Here is a 12,124-nt window from a genome sequence, read left to right on the forward strand (position 1 = left end):
TATGTTAGTAATATAAATGTTTACTTGCTAATAATGATTTCCTGACCACGTATTTCTACACGCAATCCTGTCACTTTATGGATTGCCTTCATGATGGGGACAATCGACTCGTATTTATCAAACTCACCCGTAAAGCGCATCTGGCGGATCTCCTCACTCTCAAACTGCACTCGCTTGTTATACCAATGACTGAGCACCCGCATCAACTGCTCCAGGGTACAGTCCTCGAACACGAACGTGCCGATATTCCAAGCGATATACGGTGTGATATCCACCTGACTGATCATAGCCTCTCCACTCTCCGGCTGCAAGATTGCCATATCACTGGGTTTCATCATATACTCTCTTCCACCCTTTGGAGTAATGCTGATACTACCGTTGACCAGCACAATACGGGTAACGCCGATCTCATCTTTCGTATTGATATTGAACTCTGTGCCATATTGTTTCACATCACCGTTGGGAGTATGTACGATAAACGGTCTGTTCTTATCCTTCGCCACAAAGAAATAAGCTTCTCCAGTCAGTTCTACCTCACGTGTCTCACTGCTGAAGTGTATAGGATACCTCAGCTGAAAACTCTATGTTTAAGTAATTTACAAACATTTCCGCATATTTTTAGTGGACACTAGTGACCTTGCTATATTAAATAATATATACGTTGTCTGTTCTCTGTCGTCATTTTCTTCATTATATTCATATCGCCGCTTGGGCAGCAACACATTCGCATTCGTATGCTACAGTCTGTTGTTCTCATCGTTTTTTCTGTTTAAAATGTTTAACATTCAGAGTCATTAAAAATCTCTGGTGCAAAGGTATGCCGATTCCAACAACCGGGAAATACGCCCACTATGGTATTTTGCATAACCTGTTATGGTGAGATGATGTACCATAAATATGGTATTTTTTTACAAATGTCGCATTTTTTAACAGCCAAAACCTGAAAAAAAGAAGAACTAATAAAAACTGAGATCACTGTTGATCTTTTGGTATTCGGCAATCCAACGCTCTACCAATGGACGGGCAAAGCCAGGAGCCTTGATGTTTACGATTTGTGTCTGTGCTTCAGCGCTATTAATTTGCAGCAGGAAAAGGGCTGCGATAATATATTGAATCTTTTTCATATCTTTTATACCTTGCTACACTAGTGTCCACTAAATAAAATTAAGAGTCAATTGACCATCATCAGCAACATACTCAGGTTTCTTGGTAAAGAGTTCCTTAATAGGAGTCTTATCCAACAGCGAAGCACTCAAAATTCTCAACACTTCGTAGGTACTTCTGTGCAGTTTGAGTTCATGCTCAATGATAGCCACCATGCAATATGCGGTGATAGCGGAGTATATCTGGATTCTGACAGCAGTCTCTGTCGTACCCCAAAAGGATTTGATTTTAAGATGCTGCTTAATCCACTTAAAGAAGAGTTCTACGCGCCAACGATATTTATAGAGAAGAGCGACCTGCGTGGCTGGTATCTCCATGTTGTTGGTCAGGTAGACAAATGTCTTGTTCTTGTCAGCCGCATAGTATGTGACGCGACGAAGAACAGCAGGATATTTCTGTTTGGTGAAGTAATTCGTAAGTCTTATAACCTGGTCAGAGAGTACCCCATCTGCGTTATGCATGGTGTCGCTTTCGCTAAGGACCTGATATTGAAGATTTCCTCTTTGCCTTATCACAAAATAGGCTTCAATCTCATTGATATGATAGAGTCTCTTCAGGTCAAAGTATCATCGGTCAAACACGTAATAAGCTCCCTGTTCATAAGGAATCTCGTCCATCGCGCGTTGATCGTGTACCTTCGCCTCGATAATGTGTATGAACGTAGGAATATCCGTCTGAATTTCATAGAGCGTATGCATTTTGATGCCCGCTTTTGTACGACGGAACTTTGCCCACCAGAAGACGTTCAGGCAAAGATCGATGGTAGTCGAGTCGAAGGCAAACGCCTTCCCTTCTATCTCAAACTCTTTGTAGATTCTCTTTCGTCTCGCAATGTCTATCATATGGTAGGCAAACTCTTCGAAGATACGAGGCTCTCGTCTTTCGTTGACCTTTGCGAGATTGCTTCTCGTCACGTTCTTGCCAAAGCCAAGATGATAGGCCTTGTTGGAAAGCGCAGAAACGGTATTAGTCAGATCACGGAGGCTATCACGGTTGCTCGGTTGCCCGAACATCATGACGAGCAACTGGTTCCAGCAAGTGAAATGCTTCACGTATTTGTTACCTTCGTATTTCATTACAATTCTATCAAAGATTCTCTGTGGCAAGAACTCTATGAGCTGAGCGAAGATATATTTTCCGGTGTTCATCGAATGACTGATTTGCTTTGGGATTGCAAAGGTAGTCAATTCAAATCGTCACCACCATTTTTTCGCTCTAAAACTCTATGTTTAAGTAATTTACAAACATTTCCGCATATTTTTAGTGGACACTAGTGTTTTTTATTACTTTTGCAAAATCAAATGAGCCACACATAATGCCATTGAGGATACAGTTAAAGCAGTTAGCTATGTTTGATCAGGAATTGTTAATTGTGGTATATCGGAAGGATAATTTAGTTGACAAATATGAACTTTCTACATGGAAATGATAAGAAACGCATAAAATCTGCGTTAAATGATAAAAAACGAAATGGGGTAAAATTAACAATTGAAAAAGTAATTTTTGGAGGGACAAACTCTTTCTCAAAAATGGTACAACAAATGATAAAATCAGTGTTAAAAAGTGTTTATATGATAAGAAACGACAAATCGTATTGTCATTTGTTATCATTCTTTCTTTTTGGGGCGGTTAACTATTGTCGTTTTTTATCATTTTTCCGGCCCTATTCCGTCCCCCGACGTAAAATTTGTCCCTCGAAATTTAATTCTAAACACTTTATTATCAATACTTTACAAAACCAGCTCGTCACATTCTGCGTGGGAAAGTAGATTCTGCGTGGGAAAGTGATTTTTTGCAAAGAAAAGCATACTATCTGCAAATATAGCCCATAATTCGCTTAATTTCAAACATTAAGAATTGTGCCCATTTTTGCAGATTTTTGAATTTTAACTTCGATATTTGCAGATTATCACCCATATTGTCCCCCAGCTGTCCCCCGAGATAGTCGAAAATAGCCGAGGGACAAAAAATATCTCAATTAAGGTGTAAATATCTGCATATTAATGACTTATAATTTGCTTATCAATTAATGGAACATGCACTTTTGCTGTAGGATAGTTGCCTTTTTTTTATCATATCGACAAAATCTACTTTTGAGGTACCATTCTTATTGGAATAATAATGAATATGAGGAACGGAACCTTGTATACCAGGCTCTTTTCCTTTTAATCCTTGGAAAGTTCTTATAAATGCATGCCATTGTATTCCATTATCCAACATTTGAACATAAATAACTTTGGATTCATTAATCAAAGCCCTTAACTGTCCTTCAGACAACGATTCCCCTCCAACTTTATGCAAAACATCATTATCATCAACATAAGCAAAATTTGGCGCAGGAGAAAAGTTCCGTGGCTACCCCCCCCATACCGGACTAACCGAAGATCATGCACAAACGATACATGAAGAAAGGAATGTCCGAGATGCCATGTAGCTGAGCTCTAAATCCCTTTAATTTAGAATTTAGAGACTCCGCAGATGCGTTAGTGGATCTGTTGATGAAGTAATTCGGGATTGATTAAAAATTATGTTGACCGACAAAGGTGATTGTTCAAGCAATGCAAGAAGTCATTAAGAAATACTACCCGAAGGTGTGGAGATTTCTTAATGAACCGAAGGCTTGTTCTTGCATGGTCGCAAGAATAATCATGTACCTTTGCAACAGAATTTTATCAATCCCATGAAGTAGAAACTATTATAGGAATCAGATTTGTACTGCAAAACTTGCAAATTCAGTTAAAACAGCTATCACACATTTCATTTTTCGCATAAAAATGAATGAATTACAAGAATAATTAGTAACTTTGCAACTGACAATATATTGGCAACAAGTATAAGTTTAAATGTTTTATGGATAATATATTATCACTATTAAACAACTATACACTTGACAATGCAGACGACATTGCCAAGGCTTTGGCAGATGACTTCCGTAAACGTCGTATCGAGAAGAATCTGACACGTGAACTGGTGGCAGAGAAGTCTGGGGTGGCGTTAAGTAACATCATCAGATTTGAGCAGAAAGGGCTCATTTCCCTTAAGAACCTTATCTGCCTCGCTATGTCTATGGACTACACATCAGAAGTAAAAAGCATCTTTGCTGAGCCGAAGTATTCCACTATGGAAGAACTGACTCAAATCCGTAAAAACAAAGGTAAGACTAGAGCCTACAAGCCTCAAAAATAAAATATAGAAATTATGAATAAGATAGACAGGTTGACCGTAAAGTATCACAATGAGGTTGTGGGTGTTTTATCGCTTACTCCTGACGACAAGCGACTGGCTTTTGAGTATGATTCTCAATGGATTGCCGAAGGATTCAGTATTTCACCATTGGAGTTGCCGTTGAAGAGCGGACTCTTCCTTGCGAAACCTACACCATTGTACGGCAATTTCGGAATCTTCGAGGACAGTCTGCCCGATGGCTATGGCCGATATCTTCTGCACAAAGCCTTGCTACGCGAAGGTATTGATGATAGAAATCTTTCTGCCATCGACCGACTCAGCATCGTGGGCAGCAACGGAATGGGCGCATTGACTTATGAGCCCCAGACCATTATCGTCAAGGAAGATGGAATTAAAGATTTTGATTTACTTCAGGAAAAAGCTTTGGAAGTTCTAAAAGAGCAGCAAGATTCAGACGCAGGTCTTTTGCTCTATAACAGTGGAAATAGCGGAGGATGTCGTCCTAAAGCCATATTTTCAGATGAGGAAGGCCATTGGCTTGTCAAGTTCCGGCATACTTATGATCCAAAGGATATGGGGCAGCAGGAATACCACTATAATGAGGTTGCCAGAAAATGCGGCATTGACGTTCCTGATTTCAAGTTAATAAACGAAAAGTATTTTACCACTCGTCGTTTTGATTTAACTGCAGAGGGAGAACGAATCCATACCGCCACAGCCGGGGGCCTGCTCTGTCTCTCCCTCTCAGAGCCCGTACTCGATTACAGTAACCTGTTGGCATTAACTGGGTATCTAACCCAAAGCCCCAAGTACGTGGAAGAAATGTATCGCCGTATGGTATTCAACTACCTCACTGATAATAAGGACGACCACTGCAAGAACTTCAGTTTCCTGGTGCAAAAGGATGTCAACGGAAAATACGTGTGGCATCTGGCTCCAGCTTACGATCTGACGCTCTGCACAGAAGGCTATAATGGTCAACATGCTACATCTGTCAATCAGACTGGTTACCCTACCTTGAAAGATTTCATCGCAGTTGGCACCAATATCAAGATGAACACAAAACGATGCCAGGAAATCTTTGACGAAGTGTACCAGAACTGTGGAGATTTATTGTTAAACAAACAAATTTGCAACAAGTAAAAGAACTATTCTTAGAATAGCTCTCCCGACACAAAAGGGTTTGAGTTTTGTTCATACATAAAAAAGGTTAGCCAATCATTACAACAAATCATAATGGAGCATCTCTAATGCCTTAATAAGATAATCATGTAAATAGAAAGATACATAGGATTTATAAGTTATATTGTTAAATAAGCTAGAGCGAAAAGACGTTATATCCTAATGAATCATATCATCTAATTTATATATTTCTCTTCAAGTCGGTATGGTCAATCCCATTTTAAATATACATTGACCATACTAAACATATAAAAATAAGAGGATAAAGATGGTTATGACGCCAATATCAACGAGTTATAACCAACGATGATTTGACTACAGTTCATAACATTTTCACCAACACTTCGTGAGGGGTAATCCCTATGGTTTTAGACCTCATTTTACCCTTTTTTTGAAGGCAAAAATCGATGATTTATCGACTTTTGAAAAGGTCGTTTTTATTGAATTGTTAAACAAACAACCATTGACAAATGAAATCAACCATTTGGAATGAAAAATTACCACGTTACAAATTTGGGACTCTTGATTATTTGCAATTAAATTTGTATATTTGCCAATGGGAATCCAAATAAAGTCCTCATTTGGTCACCCGAAGGCAAAACACTGTCTGACACAAGAAATGCAATTTAATGATTATCAGTTTGTTACACGCATGAATTAAATATTCTGCGTCGGAAAATAAACATTCTGCGTGGGGAAGTGATTTTTTGCAAAGAAAAGCATATTATCTGCAAATATAGCTCGTAAATCGCATAATTTCAGGCATTTAAAATTTCGTCCATTTTTGCAGATTTTTGATTTTTAACTTCGATATTTGCAGATTATCCTCTATTTTGTCCCCCAGTTGTCCCCCGAGATAATAGAAAATAGCCGAGGGACAAAAATATCTCATAGGTGGTGATTTACGCTTTCACATGTTATTTTGGAAGATATACATTCCAACTTATACAATGTAAAGCTCCACCTTCTCTTGCAATTTCTGCCATTTCTATTTGACGGATATTACAATCTTGGAATGCTTCTTGAATGTATTGTTGAGCTATTGCATCTTCTTCAATGTTGAATTTAGGCATTATGATGTTTTTGCCAACTTGAAGAAAGTTGATATATGCCCAGTTGAGATCATAACAAGGTTTATCAACGTTGCCCTTGAAACGCATTTCTGTAACTTTAAAACCATAACTTTCAAGAATCCGACGGATGGATGCAGCTTCTTCAGGATAGCAATCACCATGATTACCCATCAGTATTCGATTATCACCACACCATTTGATGAAACCATCAGAATGTCCATATACATCGTCTTCATGTGGAGTCCATGGAATAATGACAACAGGATGACCAAGCTCTGATTCCAATAAAGCCTTAAAGCCTGCATCATCTTTCTTTTTCCTGTTTTCAGAAAACACCTTATCTGTCATCACGATATATGGACCGCATGGTGCCATATTACCGCCATCTATAATTAGATTGGTAGAACGACTGTTTATTCCCATACCACGCAACACTTTGGTAGCATCGGTAATTGTCTCAATATCTTTTTTATTCTTGCTCTTCACAAGATAATCAGGATAATAGCGATATTTCAAGAACTCATTTTCGCCCAATTGAATCGGCATATAATCGCGATCCCAATAATCATTTGTAGATTTCAGTTCTTTGGACTCAATTCCCATTTCATTAAGCACATCCTTCAGACGCTTATAAAACTCTGGATGTCCTTCTTTATTGTCTTTTAACCAAGGAGAGAAATACACGAGGTTTGTATCTTTATCGTGCATTAATGTATCACAACGCACATATCTATAACGTCTATCCACAAATCTCGAAAAATTACTATATAGACATTTCCTTTCAGAAACTTCATGATATTCTTCAAGAATATAATCAACCTTACCCTCTACTGTTTGTTTGGATGTAAGTAGATTGATACGAGGTTCACGAATATAGCCCACCATACCATTATCATGCTCCAAAAGAACAGGAAATTCATTGTCGACACCAGTAGCATCATAGCACCTAAACAATTCAGCACAAGCCCATGGTCCATTTAGAACTTCACAACCATCTTCACTTATTAGTTGACGAATGAGGATGCCACCAAAATATGCACTATCATCGAGAACATACTTTTCAACACTCTTTCCTTTACTGTTAGCTCTAGACTCACGCTTAATATTACTGGCAAAATTCAAGTCAATCCCGCCAAAGTTATTGACATACCAACATAAAGGTTTTGACACACGTGGATGAGTGATAATATCGCGATGATTCTTATTGTAGAAGTAAAATTCAATGTCTTTAAAGAGATACTTCTTCTCACCCTTTTGAATAGCAAAACTTTCAAACAGCATCTTTGCTATTTGTTCAAAACGCTCTTCGATGTCATTTGTGTTCATATTGGCATCAAGAGTCATTCGTTTTCTGAGTTGAGTTGTGATGCTCATTGACAATGGCAAATAGTTTAAGTGTTCTTATCAATATCGATTTAGAATTTTGAAAACACCTTTATTTATTATCGGTGAAAAAATGTTTTCCACAATAAAATCTAGTAGACTTCTATCTATCATAGCTTCTATGGTTTCATTGTCATACCAATCATACCATTTTCCCGAATACTTTTCTCCTGAGCGACTCCAAAAATAGCTCCAACCACATGGACAACTTTTCTCTTGTTCAAATACTGTCCAAAGGCGAGGAATGTTTGTCAAGTCTGCTTTTTTAATTCTTGATGTTTTATCGGCTAACAGGTATATACCAAAATAAACATCTTTCGCATACCTTTTATCGCTTCCAATAAACAAAGCCCACTTATCAGATTGTTTTGGGATACAAAATGATATAAACGTTTCGGCATCATCACCAAATTTATCATCCACATTTATAACAAAACCCATTTCTTTCGCTTTTGAACATAGAATATCAACAAAATCATCAATTATTCTTTTTTTTATTCTATGTTCATTTTTATACAAAGCAAGGACAGATTTGACATTCTTGTCATCGGTCGCTATATCTATAATTGCTTTTTTATACTCTTCATTCATAAGATTTAATAAATCTTTTAAACATTGTGAATACTGAAACAACGAATAATATAATGTAGATTCATGAGGACACAGCTTCATACATTGATTCAACCAAGGAAGTATGTCGTCCTCATATGAAAACATTACATACTCATAATCAGGATTTTTACCGGTGGAAAACTCTGGTGGTTCATGACAATCTAAAGTTAAGTAGACAATACAATAATCATATTTCTTGCTTTTTGCATAATTAGCATATCTAAGCAACTGGTTTTTCTGGTCTTTTGCATATATTTTGTTCTCAATAATCAATGCATGATTATTTGCGTCTTTAATTAATATGTCAATTCGACCACCTGATGAAAAATTCTTTGATATTGGACCAATATCAAACTCTGTGGATACAGATGCAGATTCTACATCAAAAGTAAACTCAAAATCATGGAGTTCAATAAATTTTTTCAAAAATATCGATCCTTTGCCATGAGAACTATTTGGATTGAGGAGTTCGGCAATCATTCTTGAATGTATTAATTCACTCGTTTTTAGGTTTAGAGAAGAAAAAAGATTTAACGAATTTCCATTCTTCTTATCTCGCTCGTTATCAGCTTCCTCTATTTGAAGGATAGCATTGATATTATTTAATAGTTCTTGCAAAATATCCATATTTTTTAGAATTTCCTTACATAATTTATCTGCTTTATCCCTTAACTTCTGTGGATTCTGCTTAGCAAGATAGTTCAATCTCTCTTTCCCTCCATCTTATCTATAAAGGTCTTATAAATCAAAGTATAAGCATCACTTGCATTGAATGTTATGCCTGGGCGCAAGAGAGATTGCATATCGTTGGTAAACTCGGCATCCTCCATCTTCTCCTGCATGTTATTGACGAACTGCTTATAGGACGGAGCCTTTTCAACCACAAACTCCATATACTTCTTGTAGCACAGAAGGACTTTGTCAACATCCACATCCTTTCGCTGTAAGGCAATATAAAGGTCAAAGAGGTCGCGGCCTTTCTTTCGCTGGTAAAGAGCACGAAGTTTGGTACCCAGCAATTCCTCGAAATGATAGGTCGTCAACTCGGCTTCGCCAGTGAACCATGAATTCTCCACTTTGAACGGAATCTTTGTCAGCCCAAGTACGTTGAAATGTTCGAAGCAATTGATTTCAACTTTCAGACGTATCTGTACCGTAGGTGGTATTTCAGACTCCACACGAAACAACATCGTATTATTGTATCGCTTCTGCTTAGTTACTCTGTCTGGTAGCCAGTCAAGAACTTCGCCTAATCGATACATGATTGGCTTGATAGGTCCAGGGGTAATCTGAACCAAATCGATATCTTCACTATAGCGTGGCTGAGGTGAGAGATACAATTTATGTAAGGCTGTTCCACCACGGAAAGCTAACTGCGACGCCAAGAACTCATCACTAAAGATGGCAACCAAGGCACGACATATAATAAGATCTTGTTCAATCTGTGCATTATCTATCCACGGAGCATGTTCACTCCATTGTTGTATCGCTGTTCTATTAATCATAAATCATCTGTTTCGATTTCCACATTAATATTTATCTTCCATCGGCTATCTCTATTTGATGGATTATCTTCTGCCGATGTACTCAAAGGTTGATATTTGAAATAACCCGATGATCTACGAAGCTGTTCATACAATTTATCTGCTAACTTCTTTTCCCCGACAACATTTTCAAGTATATAGCCAAGTCGTTGCCATACAACCTTTTTCACATAAGTTGCAAGTGGCGCAAACTGATTATTAATGTCAATCTGCTCTGAAAGTTCTTCAAGTATGGTGGCGACTCGCGACAATCCGCCTACATGTTGCTGATATTGCACTAAGTCAGCGGCGGTTAGAAGAGGATTTGATATACGGATAGTTCCCGTTTCAGTATTCTTTGTAATTAGGGCTTCCTCCGGTAGTCCATCCCGATAAAACCAATCTATGGTTACATTACGAGTAGAGACTGTCCTACGCTTAGGAAAAGTCGTCATTACAGAGAATTGCTGGGGACGCTGATGAGCTGCACCAAGCATCTCGGCTGCACTAAGCATACATACATAGTAAGGCTTTTGCAGGTACGACATTAACTGATCAATATAATAGGTTGCTGGCACAGATCCACGCAACATATATTGAACGGGAATAATAACGTAATAGCCCCTATAAACACTAGCTATGGTCTTATTTGAACATAGTCTGGAAAGTTCGTTCTGAAGAATCTGTTCAGAAGAACACAAATCTGCAGCCCTTACATCCTCAACAGAAAACGTAGGAAAACCATGAATAGCTCTATCTTCAATCCACTTTTGTAATGTCATACTGAGTAATTTTGGTGTAAATATAATAAAAAAAATATTAGCTTTGTACTGTTTTCGCCTAAAATCACTCTATTTTATCGAATTTGGAAGCAAAATACACGCATATAACTCTAAATATGAGATATGATTGCCGTCCAAAAGAAAGAGAAGCCAATTATTCTGTTTGATAGCGCACCCCTTTGGTTTAGTTTATACCCATATTAAATATCTATAACCTAAACTAAACCTTAATGCGAGAATGTGCAAAAATCTGCGTTAAAAAGTGTAAACGTGCAAAGAACTGGAAAATCGATTTTGCAGATGTTTGCATTTTCTTTTTTTGACGGCAGTCATATTTGCAGATTTTTGCCTATTTTGCGTCCCCCCCCACCGTCCCTCGGAGTCACTTTAGATACACTAAAATAAAGGTATTTATACTGATTATCAGCCACTTATATTTGCAGATAGTAACTTCTGCGTCGGAAAGTAGATTCTGCGTGGGGAAATAAAGAAATTAAAAAACAACCATTTATAAATCAAAAAAAAGACAAAAATCAGCGTATAAAGCCCTTAATTGCTGATGATTGCCAATTTTTAATATTTTTTAATATTTGGTCTTTTTTGTTCTTGATAATCATTTTTAAAGCATAATTTTGTCACCCAGTGGTCACCCGAAGGGGCCGAGTGACCACAATTTGGTCTCCCAGGTGACAAAATCAGAATGTTTTAAAAATTTTCAGCTATGACAGAAAAGACTGAATCTAATGGTCGAAAGGAGACCGTTACCATCCGTGAGAAAGTGCTTTCAGATGGCACTTCAAGTTTGTATCTTGACATTAGGCACAACGGCAAAAGAAGCCGTGAGTTTCTGAAACTTTATCTTTTGCCAGGCAGTTCTCGTACCATCAAGGAACAGAACCTTCAGACAATGACCAAGGCAGAAACTATCCGTTCTGAGCGACTGATTGAAATTCAGAAAGGCTCTTACGAAGGTTAACATTGACTCGAGTTTATCAGTCGTTAATTCTGTATATGGACAACGGACTACCCCAGTATATTTTCTCTTGATTGAATGTTTGCATTTAATTTGTCCCAAGTATGGGTCAGATACTAATTCATCTTTTTGACGAAAATAACAAACGACAGTCCCACTTACCAACACATCATTTCTTGTTGCTGTAAGTACAATCAACCAAGATGGTTGATGAACGATACGGTCATCTAACAGTATAGAAGATCT

The 12,124-nt window shown here is 37.7% G+C and carries 11 protein-coding genes and 1 pseudogene; 3 read left to right on the forward strand and 9 right to left on the reverse strand.

Translation table 11 applies throughout. From position 1 onward, the window contains the following. Positions 1–20: 20 nt before the first annotated feature. The 5 genes and pseudogenes from L6471_RS09145 to L6471_RS09165 form a co-directional block, all read right to left on the reverse strand. A complete protein-coding gene (locus tag L6471_RS09145; protein ID WP_317221442.1) occupies positions 21–572 on the reverse strand; it encodes a FecR family protein in 552 nt (183 codons plus the stop codon). 384 nt (positions 573–956) lie between these two features. Next, positions 957–1,124, reverse strand: coding sequence for a hypothetical protein (locus L6471_RS09150; RefSeq protein ID WP_237797209.1), 168 nt, complete (start codon positions 1,122–1,124; stop codon positions 957–959). A 30-nt stretch (positions 1,125–1,154) separates the two neighbouring features. After that, entirely contained in the window at positions 1,155–1,721 is a 567-nt protein-coding gene (locus L6471_RS09155; protein WP_262914076.1) for an IS4 family transposase, read from the reverse strand. 9 nt (positions 1,722–1,730) lie between these two features. Further along, complete coding sequence (locus tag L6471_RS09160) at positions 1,731–2,312, reverse strand: transposase (RefSeq protein WP_237797211.1); 582 nt, start codon at positions 2,310–2,312, stop codon at positions 1,731–1,733. A 1,226-nt stretch (positions 2,313–3,538) separates the two neighbouring features. Beyond that, positions 3,539–3,673: pseudogene (locus L6471_RS09165) on the reverse strand (DDE transposase); the annotation flags it as partial. Between the two features lie 341 nt (positions 3,674–4,014). Between L6471_RS09165 and L6471_RS09170 the strand changes: the two are divergent. Both L6471_RS09170 and L6471_RS09175 read left to right on the forward strand, forming a co-directional pair. Next, positions 4,015–4,350 carry a helix-turn-helix domain-containing protein gene (locus L6471_RS09170; protein ID WP_237797212.1) on the forward strand — a complete coding sequence of 112 codons (336 nt, stop codon included), beginning with the start codon at positions 4,015–4,017 and terminating at the stop codon, positions 4,348–4,350. Between the two features lie 12 nt (positions 4,351–4,362). Next, positions 4,363–5,493, forward strand: a complete 1,131-nt coding sequence (locus L6471_RS09175) for a type II toxin-antitoxin system HipA family toxin (protein ID WP_237797213.1) — start codon at positions 4,363–4,365, stop codon at positions 5,491–5,493. A gap of 956 nt (positions 5,494–6,449) precedes the next feature. On the opposite strand, the gene L6471_RS09180 is transcribed toward L6471_RS09175, so the two are convergent. From L6471_RS09180 to L6471_RS09195, 4 genes are all read right to left on the reverse strand, one after another. Further along, a complete protein-coding gene (locus tag L6471_RS09180) occupies positions 6,450–7,979 on the reverse strand; it encodes an agmatine deiminase family protein (RefSeq protein ID WP_237797214.1) in 1,530 nt (509 codons plus the stop codon). Between the two features lie 30 nt (positions 7,980–8,009). Then, on the reverse strand, positions 8,010–9,227 hold the full coding sequence (locus tag L6471_RS09185) for a PDDEXK-like family protein (protein WP_237797215.1): 1,218 nt from the start codon (positions 9,225–9,227) through the stop codon (positions 8,010–8,012). 74 nt (positions 9,228–9,301) lie between these two features. Beyond that, positions 9,302–10,105, reverse strand: coding sequence for a nucleotidyl transferase AbiEii/AbiGii toxin family protein (locus L6471_RS09190; protein WP_237797216.1), 804 nt, complete (start codon positions 10,103–10,105; stop codon positions 9,302–9,304). After that, on the reverse strand, positions 10,102–10,905 hold the full coding sequence (locus L6471_RS09195) for a type IV toxin-antitoxin system AbiEi family antitoxin domain-containing protein (RefSeq protein ID WP_237797217.1): 804 nt from the start codon (positions 10,903–10,905) through the stop codon (positions 10,102–10,104). The genes L6471_RS09190 and L6471_RS09195 overlap by 4 nt, the downstream gene beginning before the upstream one ends. Before the next feature lie 721 nt (positions 10,906–11,626). Between L6471_RS09195 and L6471_RS09200 the strand changes: the two genes are divergently transcribed. Continuing rightward, complete coding sequence (locus L6471_RS09200; protein ID WP_237797218.1) at positions 11,627–11,881, forward strand: Arm DNA-binding domain-containing protein; 255 nt, start codon at positions 11,627–11,629, stop codon at positions 11,879–11,881. Positions 11,882–12,124: the final 243 nt, after the last annotated feature.

The organism is Segatella bryantii (assembly GCF_022024215.1).
GTDB lineage: Bacteria > Bacteroidota > Bacteroidia > Bacteroidales > Bacteroidaceae > Prevotella > Prevotella bryantii.

What these genes read in the sequence shown, in the direction of transcription:
- L6471_RS09150 (WP_237797209.1), bottom strand. Translation starts at nt 1,124, where the DNA reads ATGAAAAAGATTCAATATATTATCGCAGCCCTTTTCCTGCTGCAAATT.
- L6471_RS09160 (WP_237797211.1), bottom strand. Translation starts at nt 2,312, where the DNA reads ATGAACACCGGAAAATATATCTTCGCTCAGCTCATAGAGTTCTTGCCA.
- L6471_RS09170 (WP_237797212.1), top strand. Translation starts at nt 4,015, where the DNA reads ATGGATAATATATTATCACTATTAAACAACTATACACTTGACAATGCA.
- L6471_RS09175 (WP_237797213.1), top strand. Translation starts at nt 4,363, where the DNA reads ATGAATAAGATAGACAGGTTGACCGTAAAGTATCACAATGAGGTTGTG.
- L6471_RS09180 (WP_237797214.1), bottom strand. Translation starts at nt 7,979, where the DNA reads ATGAGCATCACAACTCAACTCAGAAAACGAATGACTCTTGATGCCAAT.
- L6471_RS09185 (WP_237797215.1), bottom strand. Translation starts at nt 9,227, where the DNA reads ATGGATATTTTGCAAGAACTATTAAATAATATCAATGCTATCCTTCAA.
- L6471_RS09190 (WP_237797216.1), bottom strand. Translation starts at nt 10,105, where the DNA reads ATGATTAATAGAACAGCGATACAACAATGGAGTGAACATGCTCCGTGG.
- L6471_RS09195 (WP_237797217.1), bottom strand. Translation starts at nt 10,905, where the DNA reads ATGACATTACAAAAGTGGATTGAAGATAGAGCTATTCATGGTTTTCCT.
- L6471_RS09200 (WP_237797218.1), top strand. Translation starts at nt 11,627, where the DNA reads ATGACAGAAAAGACTGAATCTAATGGTCGAAAGGAGACCGTTACCATC.